At 62.6% G+C, this 17,261-nt stretch carries 19 protein-coding genes; 5 read left to right on the top strand and 14 right to left on the bottom strand.

The genetic code is table 11. From position 1 onward, the window contains the following. Positions 1–2: 2 nt before the first annotated feature. The 14 genes from AC0L24_RS25850 to AC0L24_RS25785 form a co-directional block, all read right to left on the bottom strand. Positions 3–1,220 (bottom strand): MFS transporter, encoded by a 1,218-nt coding sequence (locus AC0L24_RS25850; protein WP_127810700.1) that lies wholly within the window; start codon positions 1,218–1,220, stop codon positions 3–5. Beyond that, positions 1,217–1,717, bottom strand: coding sequence for a transcription antitermination factor NusB (gene nusB / locus AC0L24_RS25845; protein WP_127322245.1), 501 nt, complete (start codon positions 1,715–1,717; stop codon positions 1,217–1,219). Before nusB ends, AC0L24_RS25850 begins: the two co-directional genes overlap by 4 nt. Next, a complete protein-coding gene (ribH, locus tag AC0L24_RS25840) occupies positions 1,714–2,208 on the bottom strand; it encodes a 6,7-dimethyl-8-ribityllumazine synthase (RefSeq protein ID WP_127810701.1) in 495 nt (164 codons plus the stop codon). The genes nusB and ribH overlap by 4 nt, the downstream gene beginning before the upstream one ends. A gap of 256 nt (positions 2,209–2,464) precedes the next feature. Next, complete coding sequence (locus AC0L24_RS25835; protein WP_127810702.1) at positions 2,465–3,082, bottom strand: riboflavin synthase; 618 nt, start codon at positions 3,080–3,082, stop codon at positions 2,465–2,467. A gap of 12 nt (positions 3,083–3,094) precedes the next feature. Then, the gene (gene ribD / locus AC0L24_RS25830) at positions 3,095–4,210 is read right to left on the bottom strand and encodes a bifunctional diaminohydroxyphosphoribosylaminopyrimidine deaminase/5-amino-6-(5-phosphoribosylamino)uracil reductase RibD (RefSeq protein ID WP_127810703.1); all 1,116 of its coding nucleotides are present in this window, start codon (positions 4,208–4,210) and stop codon (positions 3,095–3,097) included. Between the two features lie 2 nt (positions 4,211–4,212). After that, entirely contained in the window at positions 4,213–4,692 is a 480-nt protein-coding gene (gene nrdR / locus AC0L24_RS25825) for a transcriptional regulator NrdR (protein ID WP_023810227.1), read from the bottom strand. 157 nt (positions 4,693–4,849) lie between these two features. Beyond that, positions 4,850–5,500 carry a hypothetical protein gene (locus AC0L24_RS25820; RefSeq protein WP_127810704.1) on the bottom strand — a complete coding sequence of 217 codons (651 nt, stop codon included), beginning with the start codon at positions 5,498–5,500 and terminating at the stop codon, positions 4,850–4,852. Positions 5,501–5,576: 76 nt separating this feature from the next. Then, the gene (glyA, locus tag AC0L24_RS25815) at positions 5,577–6,890 is read right to left on the bottom strand and encodes a serine hydroxymethyltransferase (protein ID WP_013532252.1); all 1,314 of its coding nucleotides are present in this window, start codon (positions 6,888–6,890) and stop codon (positions 5,577–5,579) included. Positions 6,891–7,069: 179 nt separating this feature from the next. Further along, positions 7,070–8,716 carry a Na+/H+ antiporter gene (locus AC0L24_RS25810; protein WP_128288392.1) on the bottom strand — a complete coding sequence of 549 codons (1,647 nt, stop codon included), beginning with the start codon at positions 8,714–8,716 and terminating at the stop codon, positions 7,070–7,072. A gap of 141 nt (positions 8,717–8,857) precedes the next feature. Continuing rightward, positions 8,858–10,111 carry a L,D-transpeptidase family protein gene (locus tag AC0L24_RS25805; RefSeq protein WP_127329923.1) on the bottom strand — a complete coding sequence of 418 codons (1,254 nt, stop codon included), beginning with the start codon at positions 10,109–10,111 and terminating at the stop codon, positions 8,858–8,860. A gap of 368 nt (positions 10,112–10,479) precedes the next feature. Then, on the bottom strand, positions 10,480–10,890 hold the full coding sequence (locus AC0L24_RS25800) for a hypothetical protein (RefSeq protein WP_292630358.1): 411 nt from the start codon (positions 10,888–10,890) through the stop codon (positions 10,480–10,482). Positions 10,891–11,063: 173 nt separating this feature from the next. Then, positions 11,064–11,579: a transcriptional regulator LdtR gene (gene ldtR / locus AC0L24_RS25795; RefSeq protein ID WP_008875359.1), complete on the bottom strand. Its 516-nt coding sequence runs from the start codon at positions 11,577–11,579 to the stop codon at positions 11,064–11,066. A gap of 238 nt (positions 11,580–11,817) precedes the next feature. Then, positions 11,818–12,240: a DUF6163 family protein gene (locus AC0L24_RS25790; protein WP_473564283.1), complete on the bottom strand. Its 423-nt coding sequence runs from the start codon at positions 12,238–12,240 to the stop codon at positions 11,818–11,820. Continuing rightward, complete coding sequence (locus AC0L24_RS25785; protein ID WP_473564282.1) at positions 12,237–13,280, bottom strand: enoyl-CoA hydratase/isomerase family protein; 1,044 nt, start codon at positions 13,278–13,280, stop codon at positions 12,237–12,239. Before AC0L24_RS25785 ends, AC0L24_RS25790 begins: the two co-directional genes overlap by 4 nt. A gap of 196 nt (positions 13,281–13,476) precedes the next feature. On the opposite strand from AC0L24_RS25785, the gene AC0L24_RS25780 reads away from it, so the two are divergent. The 5 genes from AC0L24_RS25780 (at position 13,477) to AC0L24_RS25760 (ending at position 16,994) form a co-directional block, all read left to right on the top strand. Then, entirely contained in the window at positions 13,477–14,304 is an 828-nt protein-coding gene (locus tag AC0L24_RS25780) for a DUF2066 domain-containing protein (protein WP_473564281.1), read from the top strand. Positions 14,305–14,393: 89 nt separating this feature from the next. Beyond that, on the top strand, positions 14,394–15,431 hold the full coding sequence (hemB, locus tag AC0L24_RS25775) for a porphobilinogen synthase (RefSeq protein WP_127329917.1): 1,038 nt from the start codon (positions 14,394–14,396) through the stop codon (positions 15,429–15,431). 36 nt (positions 15,432–15,467) lie between these two features. After that, positions 15,468–15,761 carry a nucleotidyltransferase family protein gene (locus AC0L24_RS25770; protein ID WP_473564280.1) on the top strand — a complete coding sequence of 98 codons (294 nt, stop codon included), beginning with the start codon at positions 15,468–15,470 and terminating at the stop codon, positions 15,759–15,761. 37 nt (positions 15,762–15,798) lie between these two features. Beyond that, the gene (locus tag AC0L24_RS25765) at positions 15,799–16,110 is read left to right on the top strand and encodes a HepT-like ribonuclease domain-containing protein (RefSeq protein WP_473564279.1); all 312 of its coding nucleotides are present in this window, start codon (positions 15,799–15,801) and stop codon (positions 16,108–16,110) included. A gap of 236 nt (positions 16,111–16,346) precedes the next feature. Next, complete coding sequence (locus AC0L24_RS25760) at positions 16,347–16,994, top strand: dihydrofolate reductase family protein (RefSeq protein ID WP_473564278.1); 648 nt, start codon at positions 16,347–16,349, stop codon at positions 16,992–16,994. The last annotated feature ends 267 nt before the right edge of the window (positions 16,995–17,261 follow it).

Here is a 17,261-nt window from a genome sequence, read left to right as displayed (position 1 = left end):
GATCAGGCTTCAGCTTTGCGCAAGCTCGTCAGCTTGAGCGCGCCGAGCGCCACGAAGCACAGGACGGTGACCGGAAAGACTATCCAGTTCAGCATCTCCCAGCCCCAGGCGTTGTAGACCATGCCCGACATCAGCGAGGCGCAGGCGACGGAGCCGAACAGGACGAAGTCGTGGAAGCCTTGCACCTTGCCCTTTTCCGACGGCCGGTAGGTGGCGGCAACCATCGCGGTCGCGCCGATGAAGCCGAAGTTCCAGCCAAGGCCCAGCAGGATCAGCGACGTCCAGAACTGCCACAGCGCCAGGCCGGACAGAGCGACAATGGCGCAGCCGATGAGCAGGATCAGGCCGGTGGCCACAATGCGTTCGGCGCCGAAGCGATGGATCAGCGAGCCGGTGAAGAAGCTTGGCGCGAACATCGCCATGACGTGCCAGGAGATGCCGAGCGTCGCGTCGTTTTCCGAAAGGCCGCAACCGACCATGGCCAGCGGTGCGCCCGTCATGACGAAGCTCATCAGCGCATAGCTGCCGACCGCGCAGAAAAGCGCGGCGACGAAACGCGGCTGCGTGATGATTTCAGCCAGTGGTCTGGCGTCGCTGTCGGCGATCTCCACCTTGCCGGATGCTTTCGCCGGCAGCCGCAGGAACGACAGGATGATGGCGCCGACGGCGGCCAGCGGCAGGATGGAAATGAACGAACCGGCAAACATGACCGGCGCAAGCAATTCGCGGGTGAAGATGACGATCTGCGGCCCGAGGATGGCGGTGACGACGCCGCCGGCCAGCACGAAGGAGATGGCGCGCGCCTTGAATTCAGGCGGTGCGTTGTCGGCGGCGGCAAAGCGGAACTGCTGGACGAAGGCGCCGCCGACACCGATCGTGAGCAAGCCGAAGGCAAACAGCCAGAAGCCGCCCTGAAAAAGCGCCAAGGAGGCGATCAGGCCACCAAGCGCCGTGACGATCGTGCCGGTCATGAAGCCGCTTCGCTGGCCCATGCTGCGGATGATGGCCGCTGCAGGCAGCGCGCCGAGCGCCACGCCGATGTTGAAGCCGGTGATCGGCGCTGTCGCCAATGACTTGTCGGGACCAAGCAGATATTGCCCGGCCAGCGCGCCCACGGAGATGGCGATGGGGGCCGCCGAGCCGATGATCGCCTGCGAGGCGGCGAGGATCAGCGCGGTGCGGCGCGCCTCCTGACCGGTCTCGAGGGCGATCGCCGTCATGATGCGTCCTTGCCGCGCCCCTCGCCACGCACCCGGCGAGACACACGGTCGAGCACGGCATTGACCAGCTTCGGCTCGTCTTCCTCGTAGAAGGCCTTGGCGATGTCGACATATTCGGAGACGATGACGGCGACGGGGACATCCTCGCGCTTCATCAGTTCGTAGACGCCGGCGCGCAGGATGGCGCGCAGCGTCGAATCCAGCCGCGACAGGGGCCAGTCCTCGGTCAGCGCCTGGCGGATGATCGGATCGATGGTCTTCTGGTTCTCGACGACACCCGCCAGGATGGCGCGAAACCATTGCGCATCGGCCTCGCGATAGAGCGCGCCGTCAACTTCCTTGCCGAGACGAAAGGCCTCATATTCGGCGGTGATCTCGAAGACACCGCTGCCGGCGACATCCATCTGATAGAGCGCCTGCACGGCGGCCAGACGGGCAGCGCCGCGCTTGTTGGCGTGGCGCACCGTGGGCTGGCCGGGCGAAGCGGGTTCGCTCACGATCGCGCTCCCAATTGTTCCTTGAGGGCAATCATGGTCAGCGCCGCACGCGCGGCAAAGCCGCCCTTGTCGCCTTCCGAGCGCTTGGCGCGAGTCCAGGCCTGGGCGTCATTCTCGGTGGTGAGGATGCCGTTGCCGATGCAGACAGAGTCCTGCACGCTCAAATCCATGAGCGCTCGGCTGGATTCATTGGCGACAATGTCGAAATGATAGGTGTCGCCGCGGACGACGGTGCCGAGCGCGACAAAGCCGTCATAATGTGTGCCGCCTTCCGTTGCGCCGTCCAGTGCAAAGGTGATCACCGCGGGGATCTCGAGCGAACCTGGAACGGTGATGACATCATAAGTCGCGCCCGCTTCATCGAGCGCGCTTGTCGCGCCATCGAGCAGCGCGTCGGCAAGGTCGTCATGAAAGCGCGCTTCGACAATGAGCAGATGCGCCTTCGCCTTCGGACGAATGAAGGCTTTGCCGTGTTGGGATGTACCAGCCATAAAAGTCTCCGGGGAGTTGCCGGTGACTTAGGCCGAAGCCGGGTTCATCGCAAGCGAAGATGTTGCGCACGCCCGGTTTGCCGACCTATTCAGGTTCACCAACCTCGTTTTTGAGATGGCCGTCGAGGCTCTCAACCCAAGCCAGCACGGCCTGATGATCAATCACACGACCAGCGTCCACATCGGCCAGAGCCTCGAGCGTCCGTCGCCGGTATTCCCCCTTCCGGTACAGCCGAGATCCGTCTATTCCTGACCATCAAAGCCCCTCTTTCGTCGCCTCCACCAGCCGCGCCGCGTAGCGGGCCATGGTGTCGATCTCGAGATTGACGCGGTCACCGACCTTGCGCTCACCCCAAGTGGTCACGGTCAGCGAATGGTGGATCAAAAGCACGTCGAAGCGCGCGCCTTCGACCTTGTTGACGGTGAGCGAGGTGCCGTCGAGCGCGACCGATCCCTTGGGCGCAATGAACTTCGCCAGGTCGCGCGGCGCCTCCAGCGTGAAGCGCACCGCGTCGCCCTCATCCTTGCGCTCGACGATTTCGGCCATGCCGTCGACATGGCCCGAAACGATGTGGCCGCCGAGTTCGTCGCCGATCTTCAGCGCCCGCTCGAGATTGACTTTGGTGCCGGATTTCCAGCCCGAGGCCGTGGTCAGCCGCAAGGCTTCCTCCCATGCTTCAACCTCGAACCAGCGCGCATTCGAGCCGCTGTCGGGCAAGGCCGTCACCGTCAGGCAGACGCCGCCGCAGGAGATCGAGGCGCCGATGGCGATGGTCTGCGGGTCATAGGCTGTGTCGATGCGCAGCCCCACCCCTTCCCTGAGCGGCTTGACGGAAGCGACAGTGCCGACATCGGTGACAATTCCGGTAAACATCGGTGTTGATCCCTAGAGGTCTCTTATCCACTCGGCGTAGCTGTCTTCGCCGAAACGCATGTCGCGCAGCTTGCGAAATCCTGCCGGGATATGGTCGGCGTCGATTGGCGATGCAATGCCGTCGTCGCCGATCGCTTCCGGCCCCTGGAACAGCACAATGCGGTCGACCAGCCCATCGGCCAGGAAGGCGCTCGCCACCCTGGCGCCGCCCTCGACTAGCACGCTGGCCATGCCGAGCGCGGCCAGATCCTCGAGTAGTTCCGGCAAGGCTACGCCGCCCTCGTGCGTTTCCGTGCCGATGAAGCGGACGCCGGCGCGTTCGAGTGCTGCGCGCCGCAGCGGATCGGCCTCCAGGCAGGCGGCGACATAGAGCGGCACCCGGTCGACGCCCGAAACCAGCTTCGAGGCCTCCGGCAACCGGATCTGGCGGTCGAGCACGATGCGGGCAGGCGAACGGTTCTCCAGCCCCGGCAAACGCACCGTCAGGGCCGGATCGTCCTCAAGGGCCGTGCCGATACCAACCAGTATGCCATCCGCCTCGGCCCGCATCAGATACACTTCGCGGCGCGCGATATCTCCGGTGATCGACACCTGCCCACCGCCTTCCCTGCCGATCTTTCCGTCGCTGGAAAGCGCAAGCTTGAGAACCACTTCTGGGCGTTTTCTCAACGAACGAATCAAATAGCCGGCCATCTGCTCGGAGGCTTGCTCGGCCAACACCTTCTCGACCACCTCGACACCGGCGGCACGCAGGATCGCGTAGCCCTTGCCGGACACGCGCGAATCGGGATCGCTGGCCGCACCGACGACGCGCGCGACACCGGCATTGACCAGCGCATTGGCGCAAGGCGGCGTGCGGCCGTGATGGGCGCAAGGCTCCAGCGTGACGTAAGCGGTGGCGCCGCGCGCGAGCTCGCCGGCCTCGGCCAGGGCCTCGGTCTCGGCATGCGGGCGGCCGCCGACAGCGGTGACGCCGGTGCCGACGATCATCGGACCGTTGCCGTCATCGCGTACGATCAGCGTGCCGACGGACGGGTTGGTCGCGGTGCGCCCGGCATTTTTTCGCGACAGTCTGAGTGCCGCCGCCATGAAGCGGCGATCAAGGGCGGCCTGTTCGCTTGCAGTCATGCTCAGCTGGCTTCCTCTTCACCCTTGATTTCGTCGCCCTTGAGCTCGCCCAGCAATTCATGGAAATCCTTGGCCTCGCGAAAATTGCGGTAGACCGAGGCAAAGCGGACATAGGCGACGTCGTCGAGCGACTTCAGCGCTTCCATGACCAGCCGGCCGACTTCTCCCGAAGCAACCTCCGTCTCGCCGGAACTTTCGAGTTGGCGCACGATGCCGGTCACCGCGCGGTCGATGCGCTCGGGATCGACATTGCGCTTGCGCACGGCGATCTCCACGGAGCGCAGCAACTTGTCGCGGTCGAAGGGCACTTTGCGGCCCGATTTCTTGACCACGACGAGGTCGCGCAACTGCACGCGCTCGAAGGTGGTGAAGCGACCGCCGCAATCGGGGCAGACACGCCGCCTGCGGATCGCCGCGCCATCCTCTGCGGGGCGCGAATCCTTCACCTGCGTATCTTCTGACTGGCAATAGGGACAGCGCATGGAGAAGCCTTTGGTTGGCGAATCTGGTGAAGGGAAAGGCTTAGAGGTTTTTGCAGCGATGGCAAAGTGTCGCCAACAGCCCCTTGCGCTTCAGAGATAGCGAGGCGCAAGCAGGATTGCCAGCCTCGCCAGGCAGCCGCACCGCGTACCGATGTTTTCAGGGAGCTACGTCGGCGGTCGGGAATCCGCACGATGCACCGAGGCTGCGATAGGCCTTGGTGAAGCCATCCATGGATATGCTTCCAACAGGTGCGTCGCCAAAGGAGACATCAAGTACCGATGCCCGGCGCATGGCGCGCAGGAGCGCCAGGCTGATCTTGGCCTGATTGTCCACGGTCCAGCTGAGCCGGCCGTTGACGGCGCCATCGGAATGGAGTTTGGCGGCGACACGGCCCTTGTCATCGCCGAAGGTGGCGGCAATCGACTTGCCGGCCGGCAGACCCTTGTTGTCGACGGCGATGGTTATGGAGGGGTAGGCATCCGGCGGCAGTGCATCGCCGTTCGTGATGACGAGCGTCAAGGTACCGGGCACGCCGCCCGCGCCGATAAAGGCGGTCGAGGCAGCGCAGGTCTTGCGCAGATCCTCACCGGTGTCGACCTCGTCGACCAGGGTCGACCATCTGCCGAACGTTTCGAGCTTGGGTGCCGCCTGGGCGGGCGCCGCCGGCTCGGCCTGAGGTGCGGGTTGCGCGGGCGCGGGTTGAGCAGAGGCGGTTTGCGCCAAGGCGACGCCGGGGAAAGGCACGGCGATCAAAGCGGCCAGAGCGCCAACGGCACCAAGGTTGGCGAAACGAAACGGTCGCATCATCAAGGCTCCTGCCGGTCGCCCCGGCCTGCTGAAACGACGCTTGTCGTTGCAGCAGGCGGTAAGCCTTCCTATCGCCTCAGCCGAGATAGGGATAGAGCGGGAAGCGATCGGTCAGCGCCACGACCTTGGCCTTGACCGCAGCTTCGACAGCGGCATTGCCCTCGTCGGAATTCGCAACCTTGAGACCGTCCAGCACTTCGGCGATCAGCTTGCCGATCTCGCGGAATTCGGCCTGGCCGAAGCCGCGCGTGGTGCCGGCCGGGGTGCCGAGACGCACGCCCGAGGTGACGAAAGGCTTTTCCGGGTCGAACGGGATGCCGTTCTTGTTGCAGGTGATGTTGGCGCGGCCAAGCGCCGCCTCGGCGCGCTTGCCGGTGGCGTTCTTGGGCCTGAGGTCGACCAGCATGAGATGGTTGTCGGTGCCGCCGGAGACGATGTCGAGACCGGTCTCCTTGAGGCTGGAGGCCAACGCCTTGGCGTTGGCGGCAACGCTCTCGGCATAAACCTTGAAGCTTGGCTTCAGCGCTTCGCCGAAAGCGACAGCCTTGGCAGCGATGACATGCATCAGCGGGCCGCCCTGCAAGCCGGGGAACACCGCCGAATTCATCTTCTTGGCGATGTCCTCGTCATTGCACAGGATCATGCCGCCGCGCGGGCCGCGCAGCGATTTGTGCGTCGTGGTGGTCACGACATGGGCATGCGGCAGCGGCGACGGATGCACGCCGCCGGCGACGAGGCCGGCGATGTGCGCCATGTCGACCATAAGATAGGCGCCGACCGCGTCGGCGATCTCGCGAAAACGCTTCCAGTCCCAGACGCGCGAATAGGCGGTGCCGCCGGCAAGGATCAGCTTCGGCTTGGTCTCATGCGCGGTCTTCTCGATGGCGTCCATGTCGAGCAGATGGTCGTCCTGGCGCACGCCATAGGACACGACCTTGAACCATTTGCCGCTCATGTTGACCGGCGAACCGTGGGTCAGATGGCCGCCGGAATTGAGGTCGAGGCCCATGAACGTGTCGCCCGGCTGCAAAAGCGCCAGGAACACGGCCTGGTTCATCTGGCTGCCGGAATTCGGCTGGACGTTGGCGAAGTTGCAGCCGAACAGCTTCTTGGCGCGCTCGATGGCCAGTTCCTCGGCCACGTCGACGAACTGGCAGCCGCCATAGTAGCGTTTACCCGGATAGCCCTCGGCGTACTTGTTGGTCATGATCGAGCCCTGCGCTTCAAGCACGGCGCGGGAAACAATGTTTTCCGAGGCGATCAGCTCGATCTCGTGGCGCTGGCGACCGAGTTCGTTGCGGATGGCGCCGAAAATCTCCGGATCGGCATCGGCCAGCGTGGTTTCGAAGAAGGATTCGAATTTGTTCGACACTGCCGCTGCTGTTGCCATGGCCTGAAATCCTCGAGGTTCGGGGGCAATTTTTGATTTATGCATGTCGTTGTCCCAAAACCGCTGCACACTTTTGGGCGACATGCATTTGCCGCGCCATTAACACAGTTGTTTTCGCCCCGCCACGTTTGCGGCGCGAAATTTGCTGGCCGGATTGCGCCAGCCTGGCCCGCGGGTCGTTATTTCCGAGCCTTCCGGCCTTTCAGCAAGGCCTCGGTGAGCGTGATCTCGGTAAACAGCGCTTGCGACGTATGGTCGTTGATCTCGCCGCTGCGAAACATGGCGCGCACGGCCTCGCGCTCGGCTTCGATGCCCGCAAATCTCAATTCGAGCTCCAGCCTTCCGGCTTCGCGCGCCTCGGCGCGGGCCTCATCGGCTTCGTCCGAGGCGGCGATGCGGCGCCGGTAGCCGGCGACGATGCTGTCGGCAGCGGCAAGCCTGGTGCCGGGCACCTCGCCTCCCTCATCATCGGCGGCTCCGGCAATGCTCTCGATGCGCGCGATTGCCGCCTTGGCGGCGCCGACGCGCGCCAGGCGCTCCTCGGCGGCGCCGGCATCCTCACCGGGCTCGACCAGCCCCCTGGCGATCGTCGGCAGAGCGAGGCTGGCGATGACCAGCGAGCAGATGATGACGCCGGCGGCCAGGAAAATGACCAGGTCGCGCGCCGGAAACGGCGAGCCGTCCGGCATGGCGAGCGGCAGTGACAGGATGCCGGCCAGCGTAATGGCGCCGCGCACACCGGCCACCGAACCGGCGAGCCGCACGCGCAGCCCGAACGGCTCCACCTTGCGCTTGCCCAGACGCGCAGCGATGCCGGCGGCGATATCGCCCACCCAGATCCACAGGAAGCGCAACGCGATCAGGCACAGCGTCAGCGCGATGACGGTCGCGATCGGCTGGATGATCGGGTGCAGGCTCATGAGTTCCGGCGGCACATGGCGGATGATGTCGGGAAGCTGCAGGCCGAGCACGATGAAGAGAGCGCCGTTGAAAACGAAGGAGAGCGTCGTCCACAGCGACATCGTCTGCATGCGCGCAGAGACGCCGAGGAAGCGAAACACGCCGGAGCCGCCGGTGAGCAGGCCCGCGGTGACAGCCGCCAGAATGCCGGAAGCTCCGACATGCTCGGCGCCGAGATAGGCGATGAAGGGCAGCAGGACCATCACCAGCACCTGCGCTTCGGCCGGCACGCCGCCGATCCGGTTGAGCAATTGCAGCAGCTTGGCGGCAACGAACAGCGCCGCCACGCCGATCAGGATGCCGATCGCCACAGCATAGAGAAAACTGAGCGAAGCCGCCGCAAGGGAAAAGCTGCCGGTCAGCACCGCCGCGACGGCAAAGCGGAACATGACCAGCCCGGACGCATCGTTGAGCAGCGACTCGCCTTCCAGAATGTGCATCAGCCGCGCCGGGACGACATTCCTGTCGACGATCGAGGACACCGCCACCGCGTCGGTCGGCGACAGCACCGCGGCTAGCGCAAAAGCAACCACCAGAGGGATGCTCGGCACCAGCCAATGCAAGGCGTAGCCGAAGCCGACGATGGTGAAGAAGACCAGCCCTATGGCCAGATCCAGGATCGGTCGGCGCAGCGCCATCAGTTCACGCTTCGGCGCGCCATAGGCATCGCCGAACAGCAGCGGCGGGATGAACACCAGCAGGAACAGTTCCGGATTGATCTCGACATGGATGCCGCGCACCGGCCACGCAAGCGCGGCACCGATCGCAATCTGCAGCACCGGCAACGGCACCCGTACCAGGCGAACCAGAGCGCCGGAAAGCGCCACGAAGACGAGCACGACCAGAATGAAGACGGCGACTTCCATGGTCCGGTTCCAGGCTTTCCGCCGACCATGCGCAAAGCCGGCCGATCCGTCCAGCCGCCCGTCCCGTGAAAAACGCCGCGGCACCCAATCAATGAAAAAGGCCGCCCTGAGAGGCGGCCTTTTTAGCTAGGAATCAAATGTTTACAGCGCGGACGTGATCTGCAGTTCGTTGTTGCCATCAAGCGCGTAGACGTCGTCGCGGAACTGCACGACGCCCGGACCGGTCGACCAGGCCGAGAGATAGAGGAAATGGACCGGCACCGGATTGGTGACCTGGATCGGCGTGTTTTCACCCGTCTTGATCGCCGCTTCGAAATGCTGGCGGTCCCAGCCAGGCGTGTCGCGCAGGATCCAGGTGACGAGGTCGCGCACATTCTGCACGCGCACGCAGCCCGAGGAATCGAAACGCAACATCTTGCCGAACAGGCTCTGCTGCGGCGTATCGTGCATGTAGACGCCGTCAGGGCTCGGGAAATTGATCTTCACCGAAGCCATGGCGTTTTCCGAGCCGGGATCCTGGCGGAAACGGTACTTGGCGGCGTCGTCGGTCGACCAGTCCACATTCATCGGATCGACTTCGCTGCCATCCGGTGCGAACAGGCGGATGTGGCTGTCCTTCAGATAATCGGGATTCTTCCGCATCAGCGGAATGATGTCCTTGCGGACGATCGAGACGGGCGCGTTCCAGTATGGATTGACGATGATCTCGTTGATCTTGGAATTGACGATCGGCGTCTGCCGGTCGATCTTGCCGACGATCGCGGTGTGGCGAAGCACGACGCGGTCGTTCTCGACCGCTTCGACCTGCGCTGCCGGAATGTCGACCAGCACGTAGCGGCTGCCCAGCGTGCCGGCCTTCTCGCGCAGCCGCTGCAGATTGGTCTGCAACTGGCCGAGCCGGATCTGCGCCGAAACGTTCATCGCAGCATAGGTGTATTTGCCGAGCGCACCATCGGCAGGCAGGCCATGGCGCAGCTGGAAACGCTTGACCGCCGAGTCGACATAGGAATCGAAGGCCGTCGAAATGCCGGCACTCTGCGACAGATCGCCGGAAACCATCAGCCGCTTGCGCAACGGCACCACATCCGGGTCATCGACGCCGAGCTGCAGCTTCTTGGTCGCGGGAACATCGACCCAGCCACCCTGCCCGACAATGTTCTGGTATTGCCCGACCGCCTGTTCCGTGAAGGCGACGGTCTGCGGGCTGAAGATCGGCAGCGTCGAGGCCACCTTGCCGCCCTCGCTGGCGCGGGCATCGAACTGGTCGTCCCAATTGCCGCGCGCTGAGGATTTCAGGATGTCACCGATCACATCCTGCGCATTGGCGCCGCCGGCGACCACTGCGGCTGCGAGCGCGGAGGCTCCGGAGAGGAAAAAACGACGGCTGGTTCTCATGGACGTTCCAGACATTTGTAGCAGTTCGATCACTTGCTGCGTTGATCACCGGGCGATCTCGCCCGCACTGTAAAATTGGCAATCTTAACAATTAGCCAACCATGCTCCGTATCACCTTGGTGTGACAGCGCCCAGGCGCGATACGGATTGCGGGTGAACGCATGGTCTTCACACCAGCATCACTGCCACTCTCGGTTCCACTGGAATATGGCGGCAACGTGGCCTAGCGCCCGAATCCGACTGGCCGGCATTCCGAAAAGAACGGACCGATGCTTTTGGGTATCGGGGTCGGCGCCGTCGCCGAGCTATCGCCTATGGGGTCGACTGCCGCGCGGCAAGGCGCGCAGCCAGCCGCGAACGAGACTGGCTCAGGGCTTCGGACCCGGAGCCTCCAACTCGGAACATCGTTGCAGCACTTGGTTCTCAGGGTAACGCAATATCTTGCTGTCATCGAGTTTGAGCAGCAGCGCCCGCCTCTTTTCCACACTGTCGGTATCGTCCGAGCAAGTCAGGTCCAAAATGACGGCGTCCAGGCCTTTGATCTTCTGGACTTTGTCGATTGTGCAGCCGACTTCCCACATTTCCACCGACTTATCGGTGAACGTCACTCTGGAGTCATTGCCGTCGCACGGGCTGCTGCCTTCCATGGCGAAGGCATCCTTCCACCATTCCTCGGCGAAAGCCGTTTCTGACGCAAGCAGTAGCGCCGCCGCGACAAAACAGATCTTGAAACGCCTGCTTCGACCCATCATGCCCCCTTGTGCGGCGACATTAGGCATTGTGGAAGCGAAAGCAAAGCGTGGCCCACGGGGTTGCGGTCAGCTGACAAACAGATGAACTCAAGTCGCCGTCAGTCGCTAGAAAAAGGCCGATGCCTCTCGGCACCGGCCCTGACTGAAGGTCGATATTTCGGCCGCGTTTCTGTGGCGCGGGCCGGATCCGATGCGGCGCCTTACATCCGGTAGGCGATAGTGTCGTTCCAGAAGCGGTCGAGCCGCTGCAAAGCACGGTTCATCTGCTTGAACTCGTCGGTGTTGATGCCGCCGACCTGCTCGATCGAGCCGACATGACGCTCGTAGAGGCCGGCAACGACCTCCGCCACCTCGTTGCCCTTCGGCGTCAGCGAGACACGGACCGAACGGCGGTCGATGCGCGAGCGCTGGTGATTGATGAAGCCGAGATCGACCAGCTTCTTCAGATTGTAGGAGACGTTCGAGCCGAGATAGTAGCCACGCGAGCGCAACTCGCCGGCGGTCAGCTCGGAATTGCCGATGTTGAACAGCAGCAGCGCCTGGATGGCATTGATGTCGGAACGGCCGTTGCGGTCGAATTCGTCCTTGATCACATCAAGCAGGCGGCGGTGCAGCCGCTCAACAAGCTGCAGCGATTCCATGTACAGGGAACGGATAGCCTCGCGGCGATCGTCGGATACGTTGGCGGTCTTCGCCGCCGGACGCGAATTGATCATTGTCTTTGCCTCTCGTTTGTCGCCCTGGTGATTTTTTGTTTTTCACCTTGATCGCGACACTATCGAATACTCATAAAATTCGACTTAAACGCTAGGGCTAACAAGAGCTTACCGGTAAGAGGTTTCGGAAGAGGCTTAACGAACGGTCACCCGAGCAAGGATAATTAACCTAAAGATTTCGGCAACGATTGCGGAGCTCATTCGAGGCGACAGCGGGGCCGCCAATGGGTTCAACGGCTTAGTGGCGGACCGGGCGCTTCTGCAGGTAGATGACGACACGGAAGACGATGTAGAGCAGGGCCACCGCCGCATGCGAGGCGACAATCAGCAAGCGGTGGCCGAATAGCTCGGGAAAGCCGGCATACATGACCGTCTCGGTCACCGCGCAGATGAACCAGATCACCGGCCCCCAGGACGCCAGCATCCACAGGCCGGCAGCGGCAAAGGGAAAGAACACGGCGAGCACCACCGCAGCGACCTGCCAGTGCACGGGCATCAGGTCGAACCGCCACAGCGTACCCGGATAAAAGCCGATCAACCTGATCCAGTAGAGAACGCCGAACAGCAGGCAATAGCCCGATATGACGCGCTGGAACCAGGCGAAGATCACCTCCACCCCGGAGGGCTGCAGCACGACGCGCCTCGAAGTCACCTCGCTCATATCAAGAGTTCCCGTTCGCCGAGCGGGGCGAAATAGGCGTCGACATCCGCTTCGCTGACCGCAGCGAGGCTTGCCGGCCGCCATTGCGGCTTCGAGCCCTTGTCGATGATGGCGGCGCGGGTACCTTCATAGAAATCATGGCCGGCGAGCATTCGGTTGAGGATGCGGAACTCCATCTTCATGCAGGCTTCCATGGACAGCGTCAGTCCGGCGCTAATCTGACGCCAGGCGACGCGCAGGCTGGTCGGCGAGCGGGTGCGGATCGTCGCCAGTGTCTTTGCCGCGAACTCGTCGGCGTCGGCCGCACGCTCGAGGCTGTCGATGACGCGGTTCAGGGACGGTTGCGAAAAATGGCGAACAATCGCCTCCAGCGTCGGCCTGTCGGTTTCGCGCCTTGCCTGCACGAAGAAGCCGCGCAGCACCGATTCCGGATCGCCGGTCAGCGCCAGGCGGTCGAGAAAGCCAGCCTGGTCCTCGGCCTTGATGGTGTGGGTGGCCAGCCCCGACCACAGCGCATCGCCATAGCGGATGCGATTGCCGGTCAGCGCCAGATACATGCCGAAGGAGCCGCCGAGATCAGGCAGCAGGTGGCTGGCGCCAACATCCGGAAAAAAGCCGATGCCGACCTCCGGCATGGCAAATTGGGCATTCTCGGTCATCACCCGGTGCGAGCCATGGAAGGAGATACCGACACCACCGCCCATGACGATACCGTCGATCAGGGCGACATAAGGTTTCCTAAAACTGTTGATGCGGGCATTGAGGCGATATTCATCGGCGAAGAACTCGACCGGCGGTTTTCCCGCGCGGCCTGTCTCATAGACATGCAGGATATCGCCGCCGGCCGAAAAGGCCCTGCCCTCTGCCTTGACGACGATAACGTCGATGCCCTGGTCGGCTTCCCAGGCGGAAAGAGCAGCGTCGAGCGCCCTGATCATGCCGTGCGTCAAGGCATTGAGCGCCTGCGGCCGCGTCAAGGTGACGACGCCGGCCCGGCCCAAATGTTCGAAGCGGATCTCGTCGCCTCCGCCAAAATCCATCGTGAAGAATCCCTCCCCCGGCCGCCGGGATTGAAGTGCTAAAGCGTGGCGCATGGGTGCGTCAATGGCGAGCACACCGGTGCAAGCTCTGGCCCGGACCAGGAGCGAGTGCTAAAAATCGAGCTGCAATACTGAAAAACTGGATAGAGTTCATTGCAGCGCAGCTCTGGCGGGTCTTCGAACGGGACGGTTGTTTATGACTCGATTTTCGCGCCTTGCGCCGGTGGCAATCGGGCTGAGCATCTGCTTGACTGTTCACCCGGTCATGGCGGCGACTTTGGAAGATCTCTACAATTCGCAGACCATCGTCAACGGCAAATACGAGAAGAACCGCCAGTCCGGCTTCAAGCGCTGCCTCGACGCGGTTCTGGTGCGGGTTTCCGGCGATCAGCGCCTGCCGGCGAAACCTGAAATGACGGCATTGCGCGACAAGGCCGGCAGCTTCGTCGCCAGCTTTCGCTACCGCGACCGCATGGAAGGCATTCCCAACCATGACGATCAGGGCACGTACGATCGGCCCCATAACCTTTACTGCCAGTACAAGCCGGCTGAAATCGACCCGGTGCTGGCTTCGCTCGGCAGCAGGCCGTGGCTGACTGAGCGGCCGCGGCTGGCGGTGTTTTTGGCGACCGAGCGCGGAACAATGCATTATGCGCTCGATGCCGACGACGACCGTGGCATGCCGATGCGCGAATCGTTCGGCAATGCCGCCGTACCGCTGGCCATGCAGGTGGCTTTTCCCACGGCGGCGCAGCTGTCGCGGGCCGGATTGGACGATCAGGCGCTTCGCAATGCCGAGATGACGAAGCTCGACACACTGGCGAAGAAGGCCGGGGCCAACCAGGCGCTTTCCGGCAGTCTCGTCTGGAGCGACAAGGAACTGGGCTGGATCGCCTATTGGCAGCTCAAGGCGGGCGACGAGACCTACCGCTGGCAGGTGCGCGGCGTCAATTTCGACGAGGCTTTCCGTGTCGCCATCAGAGGCGCGGCACAGATTCTGTCAGGCAATGGGCAACCCGAATAGACTTCGACCGGATCGCTGGCACAATCGTGCCGCATTGGTCAGCAGCGGGAGCTCGTGGTAAAAGCCTGCCCGAACGAGAGTATTTGGCGATGAACAAATTCACCCCCGCAAAGCCCGCCGGCGCGCGCGGCGTCGACGAGATCACCGGCAGCCGCCGTCTGCGCCGCATGCGCAAGGCCGACTGGTCGCGCCGTCTCGTGCAGGAGAACCGGCTCACGGTCGACGACCTGATCTGGCCGATCTTCGTCGTCGAGGGCAAGGGTGTCCGCGAGCCGATCGCCGCCATGCCCGGCGTCTTCCGCCTGTCCATCGATCTCGCCGTCAAGGAGGCCGAGCGCGCGGCGAAACTCGGCATTCCGGCACTCGCCACCTTCCCCAATGTGGACATCTCGCTGCGCGACCAGACCGGCTCGCATATCCTCGATCCCGACAATGTCATCAACCGCGCCACCCGTGCGATCAAGGATGCGGTGCCGCAGATCGGCATCATCACCGACGCCGCGCTCGACCCATTCACCAGCCACGGCCATGACGGCATCCTGCGCGACGGCATCATCGTCAATGACGAGACGGTGGAACAGGTGACCGCCGCTGCCGTCATCCAGGCGGCCGCCGGCGCCGACATCATCGCGCCATCCGACATGATGGACGGCCGCATCGGCGCCATCCGCGACGCGCTCGACGCCAATGGTTTTCAGGATGTGGCGATCATGTCCTATGCGACCAAATTCGCCTCGGCCTTCTACGGTCCCTATCGCGAGGCGGTGGGCACCGCCGGTCTGCTCAAGGGCGACAAGAAGACCTATTACATCGACCATGCCAATTCCGACGAGGCGGTGCGAGAGGCCGAACAGGACATCGCCGAGGGCGCCGACATGCTGATGGTCAAGCCCGGCCTGCCCTATCTCGACATCATCCGGCGGCTGAAGGACGAGTTCCAGATGCCGACCTTCGCCTACCAGGTGTCGGGCGAATATTCGATGATCAAGGCGGCAGGCGCCAATGGCTGGATCGACGGCGAGAAGGCAATGCTGGAATCGCTGCTCGCCTTCAAGCGCGCCGGCTGCGACGGCATCCTGACCTATTTCGCACCCGAAGTGGCGGAGATACTGAAGGGGGGCCGCTAGCTTTGGAATTTTAACGCAATCCGCTAGAATGAATTCATGAGCAGGAATGAGGTCATAAAGCGGTTGCAGAGAAATGCAGATGCCATCAAGGGCATGGGCGCGACTTCGCTTTATCTGTTCGGATCGATTTTGGGCGACGCAGGACCTGACAGCGATCTCGACCTCTTCATCGATTATGATCCTGCAAGACGCTTTTCGCTGATTGATCTGGTCGGCATCAAGCAATTTCTTGAGGAGAAGATGTCAGCGGAGATCGATATCACCACCCGCGACAGCCTCAATCCCATGTTGAAGGCCGACATCGAACAATCTGCTGTGCGCATATTTTGATGGCAGTGCGCCGGATCGAACCGATTCTAGCCGAATCATGGAGGCCCTGGACGGCATCTCTGCTGCCGCCGCGGGCAAGACGCTGGATGACTTTAATAGCGACTGGCTGCTCCGACATGGCATCGAGCGCGGGATCGAAATCATTTCCGAAGCTGCCCGGCACATTCCAGATGATTTGGCAGCCCTTGCCTCCGAGATTCCATGGAAACAAGTTCGTGGGATAGGCAACGTTTTGCGTCACGAATATCACAAAACCTCCGGTGCGATAGTATGGGCGGTGGTGACCGACAGCCTGCCGCCACTGCGTCTTGCTGTCGAACGTATGCTCGAAGCGTCGCAGCGCCGATAGTTTTGGCTGACACTTGCGGCTGCATCCTGTTCGCGTCGCAAGGAAGGAACCGCGATATTTCTCTCGTCATAAGCAGTTGCATGGCAACGGAACATTTGCTCGCGTCGAGACTGCTGGATCTTTCTGCTCTGCACGTGCGGTGCGGCAAAGTTCTCTAAAAATACCGCTTGCAATTCAAAATCAGTTTGCTACAAAAAACTGCTTGCAAAATACAATCGGTTATCGAGGAGGCTCGCATGTCCAAACTTCGCGTCAACGCTTTCACCCTGTCGCTCGACGGCTATGGCGCCGGTCCCGATCAGGATCTGCAAAATCCTCTCGGCGTCGGTGGGGAATCCTTGCACAAGTGGTTTGTCGACACCCGCACCTTCCGTGAGATGGTGCTCGGACAAGATGGCGGCACCACCGACGTCAACGAGGCGTTCGCGGCGCGCAGCTTCGAGAATGTCGGCGCCTGGATCCTCGGCCGCAACATGTTCGGGCCGATCCGCGGCGAATGGCCTGACGACAGCTGGAAGGGCTGGTGGGGCGACAACCCACCCTATCATGTGCCGGTTTTCGTGCTCACCCATCACAAGCGGGAACCGATCACGATGGAGGGCGGCACGACTTTCCACTTCGTCACTGACGGTATCCATTCAGCTCTTGAACAGGCTAAAGCTGCCGCTGGCGGCAAGGACGTACGGGTCGGCGGGGGCGTCGCCACCATCCGGCAATATCTGCAGGAAAAACTGATCGACGAGATGCATCTGGCGATCGCGCCGGTGCTGCTCGGCTCGGGCGAGAACCTTTTCGCCGGCCTCGATATGCTCAAGCTGGGCTATATCTGCAGCGAGCAGGTGGCGACGCCGCTTGCCACGCACGTCACCATCAAGCGGGCGTAGTTACAGCTCTTTCTCCCCGTCACTATACGGGGAGAAATGCCCGGCAGGGCAATGAGGGGCGACGCCAGCCAGCCGAAGTATGGCGCCGAAAACGCTATCGAGGGCAATATAACGGCAGAATAGTCTTCTGCCAGCATGGAGAATTTTTTAGACTCAACCAACGCAGGCGCCGCCCCTCATCCGCTTGCCGGTGTCCAGCCGATAGATGGGTAACAGTTTGAACCGGATAGATAGGTAACAGTTTTCCCCCTTATGATGGGTTCGCGG

The sequence above is a fragment of the Mesorhizobium sp. WSM4809 genome, from assembly GCF_055811655.1.
This window is presented reverse-complemented; position numbering and strand designations above follow the sequence as displayed.